The 21038-nt window shown below is 64.2% G+C and carries 19 protein-coding genes and 1 riboswitch; of the genes, 8 read left to right on the plus strand and 11 right to left on the minus strand.

Going from position 1 to position 21038, the window contains the following annotated elements; all coding sequences use genetic code 11:
- Positions 1-11: 11 nt before the first annotated feature.
- The 3 genes from R3E49_RS10405 to R3E49_RS10415 all read right to left on the minus strand — a co-directional run bounded on the left by R3E49_RS10405 (position 12) and on the right by R3E49_RS10415 (position 2829).
- Positions 12-944, minus strand: a complete 933-nt coding sequence (locus R3E49_RS10405) for an NAD-dependent epimerase/dehydratase family protein (protein WP_371294994.1) — start codon at positions 942-944, stop codon at positions 12-14.
- Positions 945-1019: 75 nt separating this feature from the next.
- Entirely contained in the window at positions 1020-1667 is a 648-nt protein-coding gene (can, locus tag R3E49_RS10410) for a carbonate dehydratase (protein ID WP_290744847.1), read from the minus strand.
- A 19-nt stretch (positions 1668-1686) separates the two neighbouring features.
- Complete coding sequence (locus R3E49_RS10415; protein ID WP_371294995.1) at positions 1687-2829, minus strand: GGDEF domain-containing protein; 1143 nt, start codon at positions 2827-2829, stop codon at positions 1687-1689.
- Between the two features lie 138 nt (positions 2830-2967).
- Positions 2968-3070, plus strand: a riboswitch (TPP riboswitch).
- A 50-nt stretch (positions 3071-3120) separates the two neighbouring features.
- On the opposite strand from R3E49_RS10415, the gene R3E49_RS10420 reads away from it, so the two are divergent.
- From R3E49_RS10420 to R3E49_RS10435, 4 genes are read left to right on the plus strand one after another with little or no spacing between them, the layout of a single operon-like run.
- A complete protein-coding gene (locus R3E49_RS10420; protein ID WP_371294996.1) occupies positions 3121-5220 on the plus strand; it encodes a TonB-dependent receptor in 2100 nt (699 codons plus the stop codon).
- Positions 5221-5236: 16 nt separating this feature from the next.
- A complete protein-coding gene (locus R3E49_RS10425; RefSeq protein ID WP_371294997.1) occupies positions 5237-5494 on the plus strand; it encodes a YkoF family thiamine/hydroxymethylpyrimidine-binding protein in 258 nt (85 codons plus the stop codon).
- The gene (gene pnuC, locus R3E49_RS10430) at positions 5491-6123 is read left to right on the plus strand and encodes a nicotinamide riboside transporter PnuC (RefSeq protein ID WP_371294998.1); all 633 of its coding nucleotides are present in this window, start codon (positions 5491-5493) and stop codon (positions 6121-6123) included. The genes R3E49_RS10425 and pnuC overlap by 4 nt, the downstream gene beginning before the upstream one ends.
- The gene (locus R3E49_RS10435; protein WP_371294999.1) at positions 6108-6968 is read left to right on the plus strand and encodes a choline/ethanolamine kinase family protein; all 861 of its coding nucleotides are present in this window, start codon (positions 6108-6110) and stop codon (positions 6966-6968) included. Before pnuC ends, R3E49_RS10435 begins: the two co-directional genes overlap by 16 nt.
- Before the next feature lie 48 nt (positions 6969-7016).
- On the opposite strand, the gene R3E49_RS10440 is transcribed toward R3E49_RS10435, so the two are convergent.
- Positions 7017-7502 carry a YajQ family cyclic di-GMP-binding protein gene (locus tag R3E49_RS10440; protein ID WP_371295000.1) on the minus strand — a complete coding sequence of 162 codons (486 nt, stop codon included), beginning with the start codon at positions 7500-7502 and terminating at the stop codon, positions 7017-7019.
- 84 nt (positions 7503-7586) lie between these two features.
- On the opposite strand from R3E49_RS10440, the gene R3E49_RS10445 reads away from it, so the two are divergent.
- Positions 7587-8498 carry a 2-dehydropantoate 2-reductase gene (locus tag R3E49_RS10445; RefSeq protein WP_371295001.1) on the plus strand — a complete coding sequence of 304 codons (912 nt, stop codon included), beginning with the start codon at positions 7587-7589 and terminating at the stop codon, positions 8496-8498.
- Here R3E49_RS10445 and R3E49_RS10450 read toward each other — a convergent pair.
- The 4 genes from R3E49_RS10450 to ampD all read right to left on the minus strand — a co-directional run bounded on the left by R3E49_RS10450 (position 8495) and on the right by ampD (position 13010).
- Positions 8495-9916, minus strand: a complete 1422-nt coding sequence (locus R3E49_RS10450; RefSeq protein ID WP_371295002.1) for a protein kinase — start codon at positions 9914-9916, stop codon at positions 8495-8497. The two genes, R3E49_RS10445 and R3E49_RS10450, sit on opposite strands and share 4 nt — an antisense overlap.
- Positions 9913-11490, minus strand: coding sequence for a sigma 54-interacting transcriptional regulator (locus tag R3E49_RS10455; RefSeq protein WP_371295003.1), 1578 nt, complete (start codon positions 11488-11490; stop codon positions 9913-9915). Before R3E49_RS10455 ends, R3E49_RS10450 begins: the two co-directional genes overlap by 4 nt.
- A 117-nt stretch (positions 11491-11607) precedes the next feature.
- Positions 11608-12447, minus strand: coding sequence for a regulatory signaling modulator protein AmpE (gene ampE, locus R3E49_RS10460; protein WP_371295004.1), 840 nt, complete (start codon positions 12445-12447; stop codon positions 11608-11610).
- Positions 12444-13010: a 1,6-anhydro-N-acetylmuramyl-L-alanine amidase AmpD gene (gene ampD, locus R3E49_RS10465; RefSeq protein ID WP_371295005.1), complete on the minus strand. Its 567-nt coding sequence runs from the start codon at positions 13008-13010 to the stop codon at positions 12444-12446. Before ampD ends, ampE begins: the two co-directional genes overlap by 4 nt.
- Before the next feature lie 122 nt (positions 13011-13132).
- On the opposite strand from ampD, the gene nadC reads away from it, so the two are divergent.
- Complete coding sequence (nadC, locus tag R3E49_RS10470; protein ID WP_371295006.1) at positions 13133-13969, plus strand: carboxylating nicotinate-nucleotide diphosphorylase; 837 nt, start codon at positions 13133-13135, stop codon at positions 13967-13969.
- 14 nt (positions 13970-13983) lie between these two features.
- Here nadC and rraA read toward each other — a convergent pair whose 3' ends face one another.
- Positions 13984-14463 carry a ribonuclease E activity regulator RraA gene (gene rraA / locus R3E49_RS10475; RefSeq protein ID WP_371295007.1) on the minus strand — a complete coding sequence of 160 codons (480 nt, stop codon included), beginning with the start codon at positions 14461-14463 and terminating at the stop codon, positions 13984-13986.
- 9 nt (positions 14464-14472) lie between these two features.
- A complete protein-coding gene (locus tag R3E49_RS10480; RefSeq protein ID WP_371295234.1) occupies positions 14473-16242 on the minus strand; it encodes an acyl-CoA dehydrogenase family protein in 1770 nt (589 codons plus the stop codon).
- Between the two features lie 148 nt (positions 16243-16390).
- Here R3E49_RS10480 and R3E49_RS10485 point away from each other — a divergent pair, with 148 nt between their 5' ends.
- Together R3E49_RS10485 and R3E49_RS10490 are read left to right on the plus strand one after the other, a co-directional pair.
- Complete coding sequence (locus R3E49_RS10485) at positions 16391-17353, plus strand: LysR family transcriptional regulator (protein WP_290744635.1); 963 nt, start codon at positions 16391-16393, stop codon at positions 17351-17353.
- Positions 17354-17508: 155 nt separating this feature from the next.
- Entirely contained in the window at positions 17509-19686 is a 2178-nt protein-coding gene (locus R3E49_RS10490; RefSeq protein WP_371295008.1) for a malate synthase G, read from the plus strand.
- A 46-nt stretch (positions 19687-19732) separates the two neighbouring features.
- On the opposite strand, the gene ald is transcribed toward R3E49_RS10490, so the two are convergent.
- Positions 19733-20851, minus strand: a complete 1119-nt coding sequence (gene ald / locus R3E49_RS10495; protein WP_371295235.1) for an alanine dehydrogenase — start codon at positions 20849-20851, stop codon at positions 19733-19735.
- Positions 20852-21038 lie beyond the last annotated feature (187 nt).

A 21038-nucleotide genomic window follows, 5' to 3' on the forward strand; every position in this document is an offset into this window, starting at 1 on the left:
GTCCGCAACCCTCAGGCGCCGGGCTTCAGCAGCTGGGGTGACAGGGTGGCGACCATGTTGCGCACCCCCTCGCGCCAGTCCACCCGGGTGGGGCCAATCAGTTCATGCATGCGCGTGGTGTCAATCGCCAGGCTGCCGAAGGCGGCGGGGTTGTCGCGAAACTCCGGCTGCAGGCCGGTAAGCTCCGCAAGCCAAGCGCACCAGTCCTCGATACTGACCGCCTGCGATCCGCCAAAGTTAACCGTGGTCACGTCGGTGCTCGCGGCGCCCAGCAGCAGGGGCAGTTTCTCGATGTAGTCGTCGGTGTGCAGCAGGTTGTAGAGATTCGGTCGTTCCGGGTGCACATCGATGGGCATCCCCTGCTCCATCATCAACAGGTGATACCAGGGCCAGCCGCCGTTGTTGCCATAGGGCACGCTGAGACGCGCAATGGTGGCGGGAATGCCGAACTGGTGCGCAACAAAGCGACAGACGGTTTCTGCGGCAATCTTGCTGATGCTATAAGTGGGAAACATGGCGCGGTGGTTGTCGCCCAACGGCGCATCCTCGGCCCGCGGGGCGTGGCCGGCGTACTCGTAGACGGCCGTCGAGGACAGGTGCAGGAAAGCCCTGGCGGCACGGCAATGCAGCATGAGCCGCCCCAGCCCCTCCGCATTCGCCGCGAGGTCGTAATCGAAACTGTCTGTTTTCACCACGGCAAAATTCAGCACGTAGTCGAAGTCATCCGGCAGGTCACGCAAACCGTTGCGGTCGGCAAGATCCGCCGCCACGCAGCGTACCCCTTTGTCCTCGAGCGCTGCGCGCTGCGCCGGATCGCTGAAACGTGCCAGGGCGGTCAACTCCGCCTGGCCGGCCCAGGCGTCGATCACCGGCGCCGCCACCTGCCCGGTCGGGCCTGTGATAAGGATTTTACTGCCTGCGATCTTTGCTGCCTCGACGGTCATGGCTTCACTCCTTCAGGGATTGTCTGGCGTCAGTCTAGCCTGCTGCTGCCCGCCATGTCTCACCCGTTCGGGGGATCAGAGCTCATCGCGATCGGGCAGTACGCGGTACACCTCGGATATCTGCTCCGGACCACTGACCGTGCACTGCAGATCCTGGATAAGGCCGTCCTTCAGGCTGTAAACCCAGCCGTGCACTGACAGCCCCTGACCGCGCGCCCAGGCGTTCTGCACGATGGTGGTGTGACACACGTTTGACACCTGGCTGACCACATTGAGTTCGCAGAGCAGATTGACCCGCTCCTCGTCGCTTTCCAGCGCCGCGATACGCCGGCGATGGCGCTGCTGGACATCCTTGATGTTGCGCAGCCAGTTGTCGATCAGGCCGTTGTCACGGTTTTCGTAGGCGGCGCGCACACCGCCGCAGTTGTAATGCCCGACCACCAGCACATGTTTGACCCGCAGCACATCCACCGCGTACTGCAGCACGGTCAGGCAGTTGAAATCCGTGTGTACCACCATGTTGGCAACGTTACGGTGCACAAACACCTCTCCGGGCAGCAGGCCGACGATCTGATTGGCGGGGACGCGGCTGTCGGAACAGCCAATCCAGAGGTACTCCGGACTCTGCTGATTGGCCAGCTTCTCGAAAAAATCCGGATCAGTGGTTTTTACGGAGTGCGCCCAAGCACGGTTGTTTTCGAAAAGGTCGTCGATACTCCTCAAGGGCACACTGTCTCCGGAATCAGATCATCAGGGTAGAGAGGCGGCCGACCTTGAGTTGATTACCATTTCCCGCAACCGCGCTCTGCACTGCTTTCGAACCGGCGCTCTGCATTTGCCGGGCCAGCTGCGCCATGTCAACGGCAGGGTATTGTTCAGGTTCCCAGGTGACAAGGCCGAGGCTAAGCGTAACCTGAAGCACCGCACCACGGCCATCATCTATGAGGAAATTTTCTATGTCCCGGCGTATCCTTTCCGCCACATCAATGGCGGGAGACTCGCTGGTGCCGGAAAGCAGCACCGCCAGTCGAGAATCTGACAGGCGCGCGAGATAGTCGGTGGCGCGCAGCCCGGAGGAGACGCGCTCTGTCACCTTTTTCAGCACAAACCGGCCCGTGATCTCCCCGTAGTGACGATACAGCTCTTCAAACTCGTCCACCTCCAGCATCAGGACCGATAGCGCCTCATTGGCGCGCCGTGCCCGAGCGATTTCACGGGCGATATCCTTCTCGAAGCCGCGCAGGTTGCTGATCTGGGTCAGCGGGTCCAGCATGGTCAGGCGGGAAATCTGCTGTCGGCTGACCGCGTTCTTGAAGCTCTGGGATACCACCGATGCCAGGTGTGTGACGACCGCACCATCATCGGCTGTGGTCTTCATGGGCCGGTCGACAAACCCGCAGTGATAACTGCCCAATAGCCTGCCGGAGTCCAGCAGGGGAACCAGCAGGGCATGCTGTATTCCCTGGTCCGTTTTCAAGACCTCGAACATGCGCGAGTCGGTCGCATCCAGGAGGATGACGTCCGGCTCCATGTCGTAGAGCTCCTGCATTTCAAACACATCGTGATGCAGTTGCAGATACTGGCCGTAGCGGTGACCCGAGGTCATCAGGCTCGCCAGGACGTTTTCCGGGTCATAGAGCCAGAGCTCGGCGACCCGGAATCCGAAGTGCCGCGGCATGCTCACCAGCAAGACCTCAAGCAGCGCCTCAAGGTCGGGGGCATCAAGCATCATCCGCTGCATCTGCCGCGCCTGCTCAACAAGCCAGCGATTCAACTGGATGGTTTCGCTCAGGCGCTGCTCCTGCACCTCGGCGGGGCTGGCTGGTGCGGGCGCCGCTTCGATCTCTTCACCCGGGATCACATCGTACACAGACTCATCCGACATTCAGTATCTCGCCGCTAGCAGGACGCAGGGCCCCGGTTATGGACAGAATTATTGGCAACTCAGTTTAAGCGGCCTATACTCGCGTTGCAAACACGCGCTGACTTGCTATGTAACAAAGTGTTACGTCCAGATTGGCGCTTGCAAACCTGGGGGTGGCTACGGCCTGAGATACCGTTCTGCGGTAAACCCTTCGAACCTGACCCGGTTAGGACCGGCGTAGGGATAGGTGCACGTCTCCTGTTCATTCCGCATATCCAACCGGTTCTCTTGCAGTTATTCAAGGAGAACCCGATGAAAAGATCCTGTTATCTGTTGACCGCAAGCCTGCTTGCCGTGGCCCCGGCGTTGTCGCGTGAGCTGACGGAGGTGGTAGTCACTGCCGAGTGGCGCGATACACCGCTGCTGAACCAGTCGGCATCAACAACGGTACTCACCAGCGCAGCGCTGAGGGAACGCTCTGCGCAGCACCTTGAAGAGGTGCTGAACGTGATCCCGAACCTCAACTACGCCAGCGGTGCCTCCCGCGCGCGGTTCTTCCAGATCCGCGGCATCGGTGAACGCAGCCAGTTCCAGGAGCCGCTCAACGCGTCAGTGGGGCTGATGGTCGACGGCATCGATTTCAGCGGCCTGAGTGCCATTGGCACCCTGTTCGACGTAGCCCAGGTTGAGGTGCTGCGCGGCCCCCAGGGTACGCTGCACGGCGCCAACGCCCTCGCCGGGCTGGTGAACATCCGCAGCGCCGCTCCAGAGAGCAGCCCGGGACTGCGGCTGGAAGCCACCGTGGCGGACTACATCACCCAGGCACTGGGGGTTGTGGGCACCGGCCCGCTGGCCGGCGATGAGCTGTTGTACCGCGTGGCAGTACAGCAGTACCGCAGTGACGGTTACTACGACAACGACTTTCTGCGCCGGGACGACACCAATGAACGCGATGAAACCACTGTACGCGCCCGCCTGCGCTGGCTTGCCTCGGCCACCGATACCGTCGACCTGAGCGTGACGCTGGCCGACATCGACAACGGCTACGATGCCTTCTCGCTGGACAACACGCGCCGCACACTGTCCGACCAGCCGGGCCGTGATCGCCAGGAGACCAGCGCCGCCAGCCTCACCTGGGCCGCCTCACGCGCGGCACTGGACATCGAGACGGTGATCACACTCGCAACCAGCGACACGGAGTACAGTTTCGACGAAGACTGGAGTTTTGTCGGCATCGCTCCGGAACTGGAATACAGTTCCTTCGACCGCTATCTGCGCGACCGCGACAGTTTCAGCGGCGAGCTGCGATTGCTCTCCAACGAACAGTCGCGACTGTTCGAGGGGCGCAGTGACTGGACGGTGGGCTTTTACTACCTGGGTGACCGCGAGGATCTGGACCGCGAATACACCTACCTCGACGGGCCCTTCAACAGCCGCTACGACACGGACACAAGCGCCGTGTTCGGGCAGCTGGATACGCGGCTCACCGACCACCTGACGCTGTCCAGCGGCCTGCGCCTGGAGCGACGGCGCACCGACTATGCCGACAATAACGGCGTGGCCGAGCGGGTTGCCAAAAACCTTTGGGGCGCGCGGCTGGTGCTCGAGTACCAGCCTGCGGACGGCGCGCTGTGGTACGGTGGCATTTCCCGCGGCTACCGCGGCAATGGCGTGAACGCAGGCATTCTGGCCAGCGCGGGCGCCACCGACGACCCCGGCCAGCAGACGCTGCTCGCGAGCCTGAGCCGCTTTGATGAGGAAACACTGCTCAACTATGAAGTCGGTTACAAGGCCGAAGCACTGCAGGGACGGCTGCAGGGACGCCTCGCCCTGTTCTATATGGACCGGGATGACCAGCAGGTAAAAGGCTCCCTGGTGCTGCCGCGTGATGACGGCAGCACCGCATTCCTCGACTACACCAACAACGCCGCCCGAGGGCACAATTACGGGCTGGAGCTCGAAATCGACTGGCTGGCACACGAGGCACTGGAGCTGTACGTCAACCTGGGCCTGCTGGAAGCCAGTTTCGACCGCTATATCAATGCAGATGGCAGCGACCTCGCCGGGCGTGACCAGGCTCACGCGCCGGGCTATCAGGCTGCGCTGGGCGGCCGCCTCGCGATCACCCGGCAGCTCTATGCGCGTGTGGATATCGAGGCCCGCGACAGCTTTTACTTTTCCGACCGCCACGATTTACGCTCGGAGGCCTATGAACTGGTACACCTGCGCCTTGGCTGGGCGGAAGCGGATTGGGACATCGCGCTCTGGGCACGGAACCTCGCTGACAGGGACTACGCGACGCGCGGCTTCGGCAGCTTCGGCAACGACCCACGCAAGGGCTATGCTCTTGAGCCGTATTACCAGTTCGGCGAACCACGCAGCGTGGGCCTGACGGCCAGCTATCAATTCTAGAAACAGGATATCCCGTATGGACATCACCGCAGAACTCAGCCTGTATCCGCTGCAGGAGGACTATATTCCGGTCATCAAGCGCTTCATCGAGCAATTGGCAGCAATTCAGGGTCTGACCGTGGTGACCAACGCCATGAGCACGCAACTGAGCGGTGATGCGGGGGCTGTGTTCGCTGCCGTGCAAGCGACCCTGGAAACCAGTTATCACCACTTCGGCAAGCAGGTGCTGGTCTGCAAGTTCATTCCCGGGCTGCTGCCGATTCACCCGACATGAGCGCTGACAGCTTTCTCACGCAGCTGGTGGCGGGAGCCGCCACCCTCTCCGGCTGGGAGTTGGCCGCCGTGTTGCTGGGGGTGGCGTACCTGCTGCTGGCAGTGCGGGAGAGCCTGTGGTGCTGGTATGCAGCCTTCGCCAGCACCGCCATTTTCCTCTGGCTGTTCTGGCAGGTGGGGCTGCTGATGGAGTCCGCGCTACAGGTGTATTACCTGGGCATGGCGCTCTATGGCTGGCAGCAGTGGCGCGGCGGCGGCAGCGGGAACGCGGCGGCGCAGCAGCGCCTGCCGATCAGCGTCTGGCCGCCGCAGCGACACATCCTGGCCATTGCCAGCGTGCTGCTGGCCAGCGTCGCCAGCGGTGCGCTGCTCGACAGGTACACGGGCGCGGTGCTGCCCTACATCGACTCCTTCACCACCTGGGGCAGCATTCTGACGACCTGGATGGTGGCGAGAAAGCTGCTGGAAAACTGGCTTTACTGGCTGGTCATCGACAGCGTGTCCATTTACCTGTACCTGGAGCGCGGCCTGTTTCTCACCGCCGCGCTGTTTGCCGTGTACCTGGTCATCGTCGTGTTCGGTTACCGTCGCTGGCACCGGCACTATCGGCTGCAATGCGCCAGCGCCTGAAGCGTGCGCTGGACACGTGGCGCAGCTGGCAGGTAAGTGAACTGCAACTCGCGCCTCGCGTTCTGCGTCGCCTCGGCGGTGGCCTGAGTAATCAGAGTTTTCTGGTGAGCAGCGGTGACCGACTGTTCGCAGTGCGGCTGACAGGCGACGACCCGGGCACGGACCTGCCGGGCCCGCACGTGGAATGGCAGGCGCTGCAGTTGGCACATGAGGCCGGCCTCGCACCGGCGCCACGGTATCTCGACACACAGGCGGGCCTTCTGGTCTGTGACTACCTGCAACCCGACCCCGACGGCGCCGTCACGCCCGCCGTCCTGGGCACGCTGCTGCGGCGTATCCACCAGCTGCCGGACCTGCCTGCAAGCCTGGCCGTGGGGGAACGCTGCGAGCGGGCCGCGTGGGCCATCCGACAGGGGCGGGCCACAACCTGGCGCGCCCTGCAACCGCTGGCGGCGCGTGCGGCACCGTTCATTGCGCTACTGGAGACTGCCGGCCCGCACGCCACCTGCCACAATGACTTGTTGCGCGCCAACTGCGTGGTGAGCGGGGGGCGGCTGTGGGCGATTGATTGGGAGTATGCCGCGACCGGCCCGGTGTGGTTTGACCTGGCGGCAGTCTGCGCCGGCGATGAACTTGAGGCGTCCGCGCGCCGGGCGCTGCTGGAGAATTACCTGCAAGCGCCTGCCACCGCCCATGACTGGCAACACTTGACGCTGTTTGAGTGTGGCTACCGCTATCTGGAACTGCTCTGGCACCTTCGCACACACAGCGCACCAGCCGCGGCCAGCCTGCCGCAGAAACGGGAGCGCCTGGAGCACTGCATCACCTTACTGGAAAGCCGCTGACACGGCGTCCCGGGAAGGCAAAGCCCTGTCAAGGAATAGCTGCCGGCGTCAGTCGCGGAAGTTGGTGAACTGGAGGGGCACATCGACAACATCGCTCCCGCGCAGCAGGGCAATCGCCTGCTGCAGGTCATCGCGCTTCTTGCCTGTGACCCGCACCTGCTCACCCTGGATCTGTGCCTGCACCTTGAGCTTGGCCTCCTTGAGCTGCTTGACGATGGCCTTGCACTGCTGGCTGTCCAGACCATTGCGCAGCGTTACCGTCTGGCGCACCAGCTTGCCACTGGTAATCGGATCCCCGACCTCCATGGCCTGTGGGTCGATATCGCACTTGATCAATGCGCTGCGCAGCATGTCCTCCATCTGCGCCAGCTGGAATTCCACCTCCGCATGCAGCGCAACGCTATGCCCATCCCGCTCGAAACCCGCATCAATGCCCTTGAAGTCGAAGCGGTTAGTGACAATCCGGGCCGCCTGATCCACAGCGTTGGTCAGCTGGTGCAGGTCGACTTCCGATACAACGTCGAAAGATGGCATAGTGCGGTTCCCCGGTTCAGGTAATCAAACAGGAGCACCATGTTAATCAGCCGGCACCGCATTGCAATCCCCGCAGTACGCTGAATGCGCTCACGCCACTGGCATATTCTCGGTGCCGGTTCCATTGGCAGCCTGTTCGCCTGCCTCTTTGACAAGGCGGGCATCAGCTGTTCACTGTTGCTGCGCGACGGCGATCCGGCACTGACGCAGACGACGCGGCGCATCCAGTTGCGGGCAGGTGGCCTGACCAGTGAACACAGCTTCCCGGTTACCAGCGGTGCACACGCCGCACCGATTCACTATCTGCTGGTCTGTACCAAGGCCTACGACCTGGTAGACGGCCTCGCCGGCTTGCAGCCCTGGCTCGCCCCTAACGCTGTGGTCGTGCTGCTCGCCAATGGCCTGGGCTATCAGCAGACAGTGGCGGCACGGTGGCCGCAGCTGGCCGTGTTCAGCGGCAGCACCACAGAGGGGGCGTTCCGCGAGGCGGGCCAACGTGTCCTGCGGGCCGGGCGCGGCACCACCTGGATAGGCGGCCGGGGAACACGGGATGCCCCGGACTGGTTCAGCGACTGGCAGGCCATTGATGCTCGCTGCGGCTGGAGGGAAGACATCGATACGGTGCTGTGGCACAAGTTCGCCATCAACTGCGCCATCAACCCGCTCACCGCGCTGCACCGGTGTCGCAATGGCGCACTGGCGGAGCCCGGACTCGCCGATGAGGTGCGCGCACTGTGCCTGGAGATTGCAGCCATCGGGCAGGCTGCAGGCCAGGGAGAGGCCGTTGCTGGACTCTACCGGTCCGTGATGGAGGTTGTGGCGGCCACCGCCGACAACCGCTCATCCATGTTGCAGGATGTGCTCGCGGGGCGCCCCACGGAGATCGGGTTTCTGACGTCCTTCCTCGTTGCCACGGCCGACGCACTGGGGATTGATGCCACAGACAACAAGGCGCTGCTGGCCGCGTTGCGACCCGCAACCCACCCAGTCGGCTAGGGATCAGCCGCAAACAGCTCTGCCGCCGCCCTGCCCGTCAAGGCGCGCCAGCGATGTTCGGGGGCACCCGTTGGCACCAGCACCTGCCGATAGCGATGCGCGCCCCCGCGCTCACGCTCAAGGCCAAGCACACACAGCGCGGGGCTGCACTGCAGGGCGATGTGCAGCGTTTCCGGCGGCGGTGGCAGATTGTGGTCCAGTACGGTGGGGTAGAAAGGCGACGATTCACCGTGAAACTGCAGCCCCGGACGCTCCGCAAGTATTTGCTCGCGCACGAGCGCCAACACCCCCTCCAACCCGCCAGCCTGCGAGAGCACCGCAGACCCCGGCTCCAGCACCACCAGCGGACGTGGCACCATAACCCGTTGATCCCGTGGCCAGAGCGCAATCAGCAACCCTGTCAGCACGCATGCCAGCGTGGCGGCCGCCGCGAGCCAGTGCCGGCGGCGCCAGTGGCGCCCCACACCCAGCACCGACCACTGCCCCGAACGGCGCGGCATCCGGGAGCGCCCCTGACGGCTGAGACTGCGGGGGATCTGCAACGGCAGATCGTCGCTGTCCTCGGTCCGAAAAAAGCGCTCGGCCTCCTCCCGCAGTGGTGAACGCAGCTGTCGCGGCTGCGCTGTCGCCATCCTGTGCAGCTGCCGCCGCACCTCATGGGTATTTGGTGGGCGCTGCGCGGGATCGGCGGCCAGCAGGCTGCCGATCAGGGCCTCCAGACCCTGCGGCGGCGCAGACCCGTCCACCAGCGTGGCAGGCAGTGCGTGCGCAGCGCCACGCAACAGGGCCTCGCTGTCCAGACCGTGGCGTCCCTGGAAGGGATGACGACCTGCCACCAGCCGGTACAACAGGCACCCCAGAGCGAAGAGATCCGAACGCACATCCTGCGGCTTGCCCAGCAGCTGCTCGGGCGAGACACAGCTGAGACTGCCACGGGCAGTGGCGACCGAGCCCTGCTGTGCAGCGAGTCCGAAATCGGTCAGCTTGACGCGCCCCTCCGGGGTGACCAGGACGTTTCCGGGTTTGATATCACCGTGCACGATACCCCGCGAGCGACCGGCGGCAATTGCCGCCGCAACGTCACTGGCGACAACCAGACTGCTGGCCAGGGACAGCTCCCGCTCGGCGAGGAGCTCCTCAAGGTCACAACCGGGCACGTATTCCATGATCATGGCAAGGTGCGTATCGCCGACGATCACATCATGAATCGTGACCACGCGCGTGCTGTCCAGCGAGGCCACCGCCTGCGCCTCGCGCAGCACGCGGCGACTCTGCGCAGGCTCTGCCGGCAGGGCATGGATTTTGGCCACGATGCGTCGCCCGAGGCGTTCATCAATACCGAGAAAGACCGACCCCTGCCCTCCGCGCCGTATGAGTCGCAGGATACGATAGGGGCCGATGCGATCGCCGCTACTCAAGCGTCGCCGCTTCCCGCCGGCGCAGCACGGTGATGTGCCAGACGGCTGCGCAGGGCGATCGCCGAGACACGCAAGGCCGTGGCGGTGGCTGCTACATCGTGGTCGGCACGCGCCAGTGCCTCTTGCAGTTCTGCCTCCGGTACCTGCGCGGCCAGGCGCAGACCCAGCGCCGGCAATCGCCGGTACAGTGCCTGGCGGCTCATGCCCGCGCGGCGGGCCGCAGCGCTGACTTCATACCGCTCCTGCTTCAACAGCGCTCGCAGAGCATCGTCACCCAGTTCCACCGCCGCCGAAGCGGGCGCCTTGGCGGGCGAATCGGCGACGTTCGCGGCAACGGGTTGCGACAGCATTGCCGGCAGCAGACCACCCTCACCCTGCAGCACGATCTGCCGCGCACAGTTGCCCAGCTCACGCACATTGCCGGGCCAGTCGTAACGGTGGCAGAGAGTGAACAGATCCGCCCACTGCGCGACTTCCAGGGGGGCGCTCCCGGGTGTGGGTAACAGGGAGGGTGAGCCAGTTTCGGCACAGGCCTGTTGCAGAAAGTGACAGAGCAACTCGCCGATGTCCTCGGGGTGCTCGCGCAGCGGTGCGACGCAGATCTCGGCGCTGCCCAGACGGTGTCGCAGTGCGCTGCGAAACGTGCTGTCCGGGCCTTCCAACGGCGCATCGGTCGCCGAAATGACGCGCACATCCACCGTGCGAAGGGTCCCGCCCACCGGCTGTATCTCGCGTTCCTGCAGCGCGCGCAACAGCTGCGGCTGCACCTCGGCCGGGGTGTCGCCCACTTCGTCAAGAAACAGGCTGCCCTTTTCGGCCTGCTGAAAATAACCGACGCTGTTGCGCTCTGCGCCGGTAAAGGCGCCCCTCGCGCTGCCGAACAGCACTGCCGCCGCGACCCCCGGGGGAATCGCCGCCATATTGACAGGTACCAGCGGCCCCGCGGCACGCTCGCTGGCGCCATGTACCGCGCGTGCCACCAATTCCTTGCCGCTACCGGTCTCGCCTCGAATCAGTACATCCAGACCGCAGCGCGCAATGCGTGCAATATCGCGGCGCAGAGCCTGCATGTAATCGCTGCTGCCGAGCAGGCCAGAAAACGCAGCCGTCGACGCTGCGGCCGCCTCCCCGACACCAGGCGGGAACGCCGGGACCTCACGAAGCAGCAGCACGACACTGTGGGCCAGTTGCAGCACAATGCCCCTGCGCAAATCCGCCGCGGTGAAATCCCGCGCCGCCTGCACCCATTCACCGTTCAGCCGGCAGCGGCAGGCATCGGCCACCGGTGCCAGGGTTACCCCGGCGTCACGAAATCGCATATGCAGCGCCTGGCGACTGACATGCGGGTCGTCCAGAGGACGCCCCACGTCCCCGCCGGCGCGCACGAAAGCCGGCTGCTGTCTTCCGAGCACCAAAGGCTTGCGCCGCGAGCCTTTCAGCACCCAGCGTTCGCCAATGCGCTCCACATTGGGGTGAAAGACAATGGTGAGTACGCGTACCCGATGCGCAGGAGCGGAAGTCAGCTGCGCAAATACCGAGGGCAGCGTCGCATCCATGCGGTTGTGTTCCGGCATAGGCAAACCCGAGCTTCAATGCGTTCCGCTGACTTTAAGCGAAAGCCTAGCAGATGAACGCCCGCTTTGCCCCTGCACGGTTGCATCTGACGAAATGCGCGCGCCGGAGGGCGGTAGTCAGCCGATGATGGCCACCAGGGCAATCACCACCACCCAGATGACGGCACTTCGCGTCAGCAGGTCACCAAGCGCCTGCATGTCGTCAGCGGCAGTCTGCACATCGGCGTCCGCACCCGCACCGTGCACGGCCGCTGTGCCCACATCGCCGAGCAACTCAGCCGGGGCTCGAACAGTATTCAGCAGAGCGGCAAACAGCACATCGCGGCTGTGTATGAAGTCGCCAGCCAAGGCAAATGTCAGCGCTAACAGCCGTGCCGGAACCCAGTCGACGACAAACAACAGCCTGGCGGCGGCACACTCCGGTGCCTGCTGCGCTTCCAGCTGCAGCAGGCGGTAGGCGAAGGCCCAGGCCGGCCCCAGCGTCACAAACACCAGCACGACCGCAAACCAGCGCTGATAACCGTCATAAAGCAGACGCGCCTGCAGCCTGTGCCAGGCATCATCCGCTTCACCCTCGCTGGCCGCACGTGCCAGATCGTCGGCACCCAGGGCACCGCAGAGGAACAGCCACGCGGTTTCGGGGTTACCACGTTCACAGTGCGCACGATACTGCACCAGGCGCGCGTGGAAGTCGCCGCGACCAAAGCTGAACAACAGGACCAGCGCCGCAAGCAGTATCCAGGGCAACCCGAACAGCACAGGCGCCAACAGCATCAGCAGCGCGCCCAACAACAGTGTGGGCAGCAGCACCAGCAACAGCAGCTGCACCGCATCCAGCAGACCCAGTGCCGCGACGCGTTCGCGGTAGTCGTACCACCAGCGGTCGCGGTGCAGCCAGGGCTCGGCACCCCAGAGTTGCCGCAGTGCCAGTGCGAGAATCAGTGCGAGAAAGGTCATGCGGCGTCTCCTGCGGGTGCCAGGCTGGCACGGTAACGCGGCCAGTCGAACACCCTGCCCGGATCGGTCTTTCTTCCGGGGGCGATATCGGCGTGGCCCGCGATGTGATCGTGACACAAGCCCGGGTAAGACGCGATCAGGGTATCGGTCAGGGCCGCGAGGGTTGTGTACTGCGCATCCGTATAGGGAAGCTCGTCAGTCCCTTCCAGCTCGACCCCGATGCTGAAATCGTTGCAGTTCTCCCGACCCCGCCAGCAGGACTGTCCGGCGTGCCAGGCGCGCAACCCGGTTGCGACAAACTGCACCAGTTCACCGCAGCGGCGAATCAGGAAATGCGCCGACACTTCCAGGCCGCGTATTTCCGCGTAGAAGGGATGCGCTCTCCAGTCCAGGCAATTGGTAAACAGCTGCTCGATGGCGTCGCCACCGAAACATCCCGGCGGCAGCGAGATATTGTGGATCACCAGCAGTTCCACCGCCACACCCAGCGGCCGTGGGCCGCAGTTCGGCGAAGGCACTCTGCGCGCCTGATCAATCCAGCCCTGGTCGAGTGTATAGCGCATGCCAGCCCCACTGCGTGAAGCGACATCATAATCCAGCACCCGAGGGGGCTCAACGCATCGCCGGTGTGCTGCTACAATCGTCCTTTTTACCCACCCGGCCGATCGCCATGGAAACCCGCTCTATGCCCGCTCTCACCGACACGGATATTCAGGACAATGTGCGCGCCGCGCTGGCGGAAGACATCGGTAGCGGCGATATCACTGCGACACTGATTCCAGCCTCGGCCACGGCCACCGCGCGCGTGATCACCCGTGAAAATGGCATCCTCTGTGGCCGCGCCTGGGTAGACGCCGTGTTCGCGGCAGTAGACCCCTCGCTGCGGCCCGAATGGGCGGCGGCGGAGGGCGACCGTATCGCGGCCGACAGCACACTGTTCACCGTGCGCGGACCGGCGCGCGCACTGCTCACCGCCGAACGCAGCGCACTCAACTTCCTGCAGCTGCTCTCGGGTACCGCAACCCGCTGCCACCATTACGCCTCGCTGGTCGCTGGCACCGGCGTACGCCTGCTGGATACGCGCAAAACGATTCCGGGGCTGCGCAATGCACAGAAATATGCGGTGCGCTGCGGTGGCTGCCACAATCACCGCATGGGCCTGTACGACGCGTTTCTGATCAAGGAAAACCACATAAGCGCCTGCGGTGGGATCGCCGCTGCGGTGCGGGAAGCTCGATCGGTGGCTCCCGGCAAGCCGGTGGAAGTGGAGGTGGAAAGCCTCGACGAACTGCAGCAGGCCCTCAGCGCCGGGGCGGACCGGGTCATGCTGGACAATTTCAGCCTGCAGGACATGCGCGATGCGGTCGCGGTCGTGGCCAGGCGGCTGGAGCTGGAGGCGTCCGGCAATATCACCGAAGCCAACCTGCGCAGCGTGGCGGAGACCGGCGTGGACTTTATCTCCATTGGCGCCCTGACCAAGGATACCCGGGCGCTGGATCTGTCCATGCGCCTGCTGGACTGAGGGCTTCCCGCAGACTAAACCAGAGGTTCGGCGCTGACCACCACACCGTTGTTGTCGGCATAGATGTAATTCCCGGGTGCGATACGTGCGCCGCCGAACTGCAGGCAAATGTCGCGCTGACCCTCTCCGCGCTTTTCCGTCTTCAACGGCGTTGCGCCCAGGGCCTTTACACCCAGCGCCGTGGTCGCGATTTCGTCCACGTCACGCACCGCGCCGTTGATCACCAGACCAGACCAGCCATTGCGCGCCGCTTCCTCCGCCAGCATGTCGCCTAGCAGGGCCCGGCGCAGCGATCCGCCACCGTCCACCACCAGCACCCGGCCCGCGCCCGCTTCACCGACCGCCTGCTTGACCAGCGAATTGTCTTCGTGGCATTTGATCGTGACCGCCTGACCCGCAAAGCGCGGGTGTGCACCGAAATTGCGCCACTGCAGTTCTATGACCTGTGCATCGGGAGCGGCGTCGGTCAGGTCGGGCGTTGAAAACGTCTGCATGGCGGCCTCCTACAGCCAGTCGACGGGGTAATCCGCAAGCGCCTCGGGGCCCGCCATGATGGCCCCCGCATGCGCGCGACAGCGCGGGAGCACCTGCTCTGCGTAGAACCGGGTTGTGGCGATTTTGCGCTCATAGAAGGGATTTTCAGCGCCGCCATCCAGGCGCTCCTGTGCAATTAGGGCTGAGCGCGCCAGATGCCAACCACCGAACAGATAGCCGCACTGCATCATGTAATCGAAGGATGCACCCAGGGCCTGTTCCGGTGCCACCTGCAGCCCTTCCAGCAACCGGGCTGTCGTCTCCTCGACACCCGCCAGCGCCGCCGCCAGACGGTCCGCAATGACGGCCAGCGCCGGTTGCCCGGCGTCACGCAGCGCCGCCACCGTGGTCGCAATATCGGCCAGCGCATCGCGCATCGCCCCGCCCTGATCACGACCCAGTTTGCGGGATACCAGATCCGCCGCCTGAATGCCGTTGGTGCCCTCGTAGATGGAGGTGATCCGCACATCGCGCAGATACTGTGCGGCGCCGGTCTCCTCGATGTAGCCCATGCCGCCATGCACCTGCACACCCAGGGACGTCAGCTCCTGGCCCACTTCTGTCATCCAGCCCTTGATCACCGGGATCATCAGGTCGATGCGGAACTGGTGCTGCGCGCGGTCAGCCTCCGGGCCCCGGTGTGCCAGATCGAGGGTGACCGCCTCCGCGTACACCAGCGCGCGCATCGCCTCAATCAGCGCACGCATGGTCAGCAGCATGCGCCGGACATCGGGGTGCTCAATAATGGCCACGCCGCCCTGCACGCGCTCCCGCGCGTAGGCAACCGCCTTCTGGTAGGCACCCTCTGCAGCGCCCAGACCCTGTACACCCACTTTGAGACGGGCTTCGTTCATCATCGTGAACATGCAGGCCAGGCCGCGGTTTTCCTCACCGACCAGGTAGCCCAGGGCGCCTTCGTTATCGCCAAAGGCCATCACGCAGGTCGGACTGCCATGAATGCCCAGCTTATGCTCGGTGGACACCGGGTAGACATCGTTGCGCGCCCCCAGGCTGCCGTCTTCGTTCACCAGGAACTTGGGCACCAGGAACAGGGAGATGCCGCGGCTGCCCTCGGGGGCATCGGGCAACTTGGCCAACACCAGGTGAATGATGTTGTCGGTGGCATCGTGATCGCCCCAGGTGATGTAGATTTTCTGCCCGTGAATACGGTAGTGATCACCCTCCGGTACCGCACGTGTTTTCATGACGCCGAGGTCGGATCCCGCGCCGGACTCCGTAAGGTTCATGGTGCCGGCCCATTCCCCGGAATGCATCTTCGGCAGGTAGCGCTGTTTCAGCTCTTCACTGGCATGGGCATGAATCGCAAGCGCCGCGCCCGAGCTGAGCATGGGCGCCAGCCCGAAAGCCAGATTGGCGCTGTTCCACATCTCACAGGCCGCCGTGGCATAGAGCTCGGGCAGGCCCTGACCGCCGTAGACCGGGTCCGAGGAGATGCCCATCCAGCCCCCGGCGCCCAGCTGTTGCAGCGCCTCACCGTAACCCGGGCTCAATGTGACCGCGCCATCGCGGCAGGTCGCAGGATGTTCATCACCCACGCGCCGCAACGGCGCCAGCACATCGGCGGCGAGCCGGGCACCCTCGTCGAGCAGTGCCGTGCTCAGGTCCGGACCCACGCCGAGTTCCTCGAAGGCCGGCAGTGAACCCAGGGCTTGCCCCACGTCCAGCACCTCGTCAATCAGAAACGTCATGTCCTCAATCGGGGCGCGGTAGCTGCTCATGGTGATGGTGTCCTCGTCAGTCCGGGTGATGATCAATGCCACAACTGTCGCGCCTGAGCGCTTCGTATGACTTGGCAATTCTAGCGAAAGGACTATAATTTTCACAATCTATGAATCGCATCCCCGCCATTCCTTCGGTGAATGCTACATGTCGACCAAACTGAACCGTATCGACCTCAATCTGCTGGTCTACCTGGATGCCCTGCTGCGCGAACGCAACGTGACCCAGGCCGCCCACCAGTTGAACCTTTCACAACCGGCCATGAGCAACGGCTTGCGCCGCCTGCGGGACCTGTTCGACGACCCCCTGCTGGTTCGCACCTCCGATGGCATGACCCCCACCGAACGCGCGCTGGAACTGGAGCCACAGGTGCGCGAAGTGCTGATGAATATTGAACAGGCGGTACAGCCACGCTCCGCCTTTGCGCCCGAGCAGGCGCAGCGGGTGTTCCGCATCATGGCCAGTGACTACGCGGAATCCACCCTGCTGCCGGCGGTGCTGGGCAAATTGCGACTGCAGGCACCGGGCCTGACCCTGGACATCATGACCCCCTCCGATGTCAGCTTCCTGGATGTGGAGCGCGGCAAGGTCGACATGGTGATCAACCGGTTCGATTCGATGCCGCAGTCCTTTCACCAGATCCACCTCTGGAATGACAGCTTTTCCTGCCTGCTGAGCCCGGAAAACCCGGTGCTTGACGACTTCACCCTGGAAAACTACCTGCAGGCCAAGCACATCTGGGTGAGCAAGACCGGCATGGGTGTTGGCGTCGGCGTCGACCCCGACGACGTGCAGCGTCTGGGCTGGGTGGACAGCGCGCTCGCAAGGCTGGGGAAAAAGCGCCAGATTCGGGTGTTTACCCGCCACTACCAGGCGGCCATGACGCTGGCGGAGCAGAACGACCTGATTGTCACCCTGCCCACGCGGGCCGCCCTGCTCAAGCGCAACAATCCCCGGGTCGTGTTGCGGGAGCCGCCGCTGGATATCCCGCCGCTGGAGTTGAAAATGGCCTGGAGTCCGCTCCTGCAACACAATCCCGCCAACCGCTGGCTGCGCAAACTGATCGCCGATACAGCGCGGGAGATGGACAACCAGCCACCGTTACCCTGAGTGAGAGGGTCAGGCGTGCAGCCACACCAGATCATTCAGGAAGGGAATGACCGCGATAAAAACGATAAATTGGATAAATTAAGCCTGCTCACCGTAGACTAGCACTTTTTCCGGTGGGCGCATGGCGCGCCCCGCAGTCAGAGGAATGAAGCCCCATGAGCGAGCGCATCACTGAAGGTGGCCTGCACATCGACGCAGGCCTGCACAGCCTTCTGGAGCAGGACATTGCCCCCGGCACCGGGGTCAGCCCGGAGCAGTTCTGGCAAGGCCTCGACGCCATCGTACGCGACCTTGCACCGCGCAATCGAGACCTGCTGGCGACCCGCGCCAGCCTGCAGGAACAGATTGACAGCTGGCACCGGGCCAACCCCGGGCCCGACTACGACCGTGCAGAGTACAAGGCCTTTCTGGAAGCCATTGGCTATCTGCTGCCGGAGCCCGCGAACTTCGCCATCAGCACCGAGAACGTCGACCCGGAGGTCGCCACCCTGGCGGGGCCCCAACTGGTCGTGCCGGTCATGAATGCGCGCTACGCGCTGAACGCGGCCAACGCCCGCTGGGGGAGCCTCTACGACGCCCTCTACGGCACGGATGTGATTCCCGAAGAGGGCGGCGCTGAGCGCGCCGGTGGCTACAATCCTGTGCGCGGCGAACGCGTGATCGCGTGGGCCAAGCACTTCCTTAACACCCATTGTCCGCTGTCGACAGGCGATCACAGCCAGGCGACGGCGTACACCGTGGTGAACGGTGCACTGCAGGTGGTGCTGAGCGGCGGCCAGATCAGTTCGCTGGCGACGCCGGCACAGTTTCGCGGCTACCAGGGCGAAGGCAATGCGCCCACCAGCATCCTGCTGCGGCACAACGGCCTGCACATCGAAATTCTCATCGACCCACTGAGCCCCATCGGTGCCAGCGACCCCGCTGGCGTCAAGGACGTGGTGCTGGAGGCGGCGCTGACCACCATCCAGGACTGCGAGGACTCCATCGCCGCGGTGGATGCGGCGGACAAGATCCTGGTCTATCGCAACTGGCTGGGCCTGATGCGCGGCGACCTCGAAGACGTGTTCCGCAAGGGCGAGCAGACTTTGACCCGCCGCCTCAACCCGGACCGCGTGTTCACCGCGCCGGATGGCAGTGAACGCGTGCTACCGGGCCGCAGCCTGATGTTTGTGCGCAATGTGGGGCACCTGATGACCAGCGACGCCATTCTCGACGCCACGGGCAGGGAGATCCCGGAGGGCATCATGGACGGCATGTTCACCGCCATGATTGCCCTGCATGACCTGCGTGGCACAGGCACCCTGCGCAACTCGCGCCAGGGCAGCATCTACATCGTCAAACCGAAAATGCACGGCCCGGACGAGGTCGACTTCACCTGCACCCTGTTTGATCGCATTGAAGACGCCCTGGGCCTCGCGCGCCACACCATCAAACTCGGCATCATGGACGAGGAGCGCCGCACCACCGTCAACCTGAAAGCCTGTATCGAACGGGCCCGCCAGCGCCTGGTCTTCATCAACACCGGCTTCCTTGACCGCACCGGCGACGAGATCCACACCAGCATGGAAGCCGGGGCCATGACGCCCAAGGGCGCCATGAAACAGGAGCCCTGGATCAACGCCTACGAAGACTGGAACGTGGACACAGGCCTCGCCTGCGGCTTGCAGGGCAAGGCGCAGATCGGCAAGGGCATGTGGGCGATGCCCGACCTCATGGCGGACATGCTGCAGGCCAAGGTCGCGCACCCCAGTGCCGGTGCGAGCACCGCCTGGGTGCCCTCCCCTACAGCGGCGACCCTGCATGCCACGCACTACCACAGCATTGACGTGGCACAGCGCCAGGAAGCGCTCAAATCACGCCCGCGGGCGTCGCTGGATGACATCCTGCGCATTCCCCTGAAGGGCGCCGCTGGCCTGAGCGCCGGGGACATCCAGCGCGAGCTGGACAACAATGCCCAGGGCATTCTCGGCTATGTCGTGCGCTGGATCGATCAGGGCGTGGGCTGCTCCAAGGTGCCCGACATCCACAACGTCGGGCTGATGGAAGATCGCGCGACCCTGCGTATTTCAAGCCAGCATATTGCCAACTGGCTGCGCCACGGCGTGTGCAGTGAAGCCCAGGTACGGGAGACCATGGAGCGTATGGCAGCGGTGGTCGACCAGCAGAATGCCGGCGACCCGGCCTACCGCCCCATGGCGCCGAACTTCGCCGACAGTGTAGCCTTCCAGGCGGCACTGGAACTGGTGCTGGAGGGCTGTGCGCAGCCCAGCGGCTACACCGAGCCGGTGCTGCACGCGCGCCGCCGCGAGGCGAAGGCCAAATACGGCGGCTGACACACCCTGCGGCTGCGGGTCGGCCGCAAGCGGACAAGCCCGCGACTCAGCGGCCCAATGCCGTCATCGGGGCGATAAAGTCGTAGCCCAGCGCTTCCGCGACCGCCGCATGCGTCACCTGCCCGGCGTGCACGTTCAGGCCGTTGCGCAGATGCTCGTCCTTCTCCAGCGCGGCGCGCACGCCGTGACGCGCCAGCTGCACCGCGTAGGGCAATGTTGCATTGGTCAGCGCCATGGTGGAGGTTCTGGCCACACCGCCGGGCATGTTCGCCACGCAGTAGTGCACGACACCCTCGATCACGTAGGTAGGCTCCTGATGCGTGGTGGGCCGGCTGGTCTCAAAACAGCCACCCTGATCGATGGCCACGTCGACCATGACCGCGCCCTTCTTCATTCCCGCTACCAGCTCGCGGCTGATCAGCTTGGGCGCTGATGCGCCGGGAATCAGCACCGCACCCACGACCAGATCGGCCTGCAGGGCATAGCGCTCCAGTGCTTCCTTGGTCGAGTACACCGTCTTCAGGCGCCCACCAAACAGCATATCCAGTTCCTTGAGCCGGTTGAGATCGCGGTCCAGCAGTGTCACATCCGCCCCCATACCCATCGCCATCCGCGCCGCGTTGATGCCGACCACGCCGCCACCGATGATAAGCACCTGCGCAGGTTCCACGCCTGGCACGCCACCCAGCAGCATGCCGTTGCCACCCTGGGCCTTCTCCAGGTTGTGCGCACCGGCCTGGATGGCCATGCGGCCCGCCACTTCACTCATCGGCGCCAACAGAGGCAGCCCGCGACCCGCGGAAGTCACGGTTTCATAGGCGATACAGGTGGCGCCTGAGGCCAACAGGGCCTTCGCCTGCTCAGGATCCGGCGCCAGGTGCAGGTAGGTGAACAGCAGCTGGCCGGGGCGCAACATCCGGCACTCGACGGGCTGCGGCTCCTTGACCTTGATGATCATCTCCGCCTCGGCAAAGATCGCCTCGGCACCGGCGACGATCTCTGCCCCCGCCTCGCGATACTGGCCGTCGTCGAAACCGATGGGTTCACCACCGTCCTGTTCCACCAGTACGCGGTGACCATCGTGCACCAGTTCACGCACGCCCGCCGGCGTGAGGCCAATGCGGTACTCGTGGTTCTTGATTTCCTTCGGTACGCCAATCAGCATGTGTGCGCTCTCCAGCGACAGGTTCATGTGACCGGCATGCTAAGGTGGAAAAAAACACTTTTCTCATGTATTTTCGCCAAATCAGCAGTTATTTCCACTGTATTTTTATATATCTTTAGGCGTATCGACCAATATAGAACCGCCGATAGTCAGCCGATCAGCTGCATATAACCACAGTAGCGAGTGA

The organism is Haliea sp. (assembly GCF_041395985.1).
In the GTDB taxonomy this organism is placed as follows: Bacteria; Pseudomonadota; Gammaproteobacteria; order Pseudomonadales; family Halieaceae; genus Haliea.

Coding starts and splice junctions, on each gene's coding strand:
- ampD (WP_371295005.1), bottom strand. CDS start 13,010: ATGCGCTATACACTCGACCAGGGCTGGATTGATCAGGCGCGCAGAGTG.
- R3E49_RS10480 (WP_371295234.1), bottom strand. CDS start 16,242: ATGAGCAGCTACCGCGCCCCGATTGAGGACATGACGTTTCTGATTGAC.
- rraA (WP_371295007.1), bottom strand. CDS start 14,463: ATGCAGACGTTTTCAACGCCCGACCTGACCGACGCCGCTCCCGATGCA.
- R3E49_RS10425 (WP_371294997.1), top strand. CDS start 5,237: ATGGACATCACCGCAGAACTCAGCCTGTATCCGCTGCAGGAGGACTAT.
- nadC (WP_371295006.1), top strand. CDS start 13,133: ATGCCCGCTCTCACCGACACGGATATTCAGGACAATGTGCGCGCCGCG.
- R3E49_RS10405 (WP_371294994.1), bottom strand. CDS start 944: ATGACCGTCGAGGCAGCAAAGATCGCAGGCAGTAAAATCCTTATCACA.
- R3E49_RS10420 (WP_371294996.1), top strand. CDS start 3,121: ATGAAAAGATCCTGTTATCTGTTGACCGCAAGCCTGCTTGCCGTGGCC.
- ald (WP_371295235.1), bottom strand. CDS start 20,851: ATGCTGATTGGCGTACCGAAGGAAATCAAGAACCACGAGTACCGCATT.
- R3E49_RS10415 (WP_371294995.1), bottom strand. CDS start 2,829: ATGTCGGATGAGTCTGTGTACGATGTGATCCCGGGTGAAGAGATCGAA.
- R3E49_RS10445 (WP_371295001.1), top strand. CDS start 7,587: ATGCGCTCACGCCACTGGCATATTCTCGGTGCCGGTTCCATTGGCAGC.
- R3E49_RS10490 (WP_371295008.1), top strand. CDS start 17,509: ATGAGCGAGCGCATCACTGAAGGTGGCCTGCACATCGACGCAGGCCTG.
- R3E49_RS10455 (WP_371295003.1), bottom strand. CDS start 11,490: ATGCCGGAACACAACCGCATGGATGCGACGCTGCCCTCGGTATTTGCG.
- ampE (WP_371295004.1), bottom strand. CDS start 12,447: ATGACCTTTCTCGCACTGATTCTCGCACTGGCACTGCGGCAACTCTGG.
- R3E49_RS10485 (WP_290744635.1), top strand. CDS start 16,391: ATGTCGACCAAACTGAACCGTATCGACCTCAATCTGCTGGTCTACCTG.
- pnuC (WP_371294998.1), top strand. CDS start 5,491: ATGAGCGCTGACAGCTTTCTCACGCAGCTGGTGGCGGGAGCCGCCACC.
- R3E49_RS10435 (WP_371294999.1), top strand. CDS start 6,108: ATGCGCCAGCGCCTGAAGCGTGCGCTGGACACGTGGCGCAGCTGGCAG.
- R3E49_RS10440 (WP_371295000.1), bottom strand. CDS start 7,502: ATGCCATCTTTCGACGTTGTATCGGAAGTCGACCTGCACCAGCTGACC.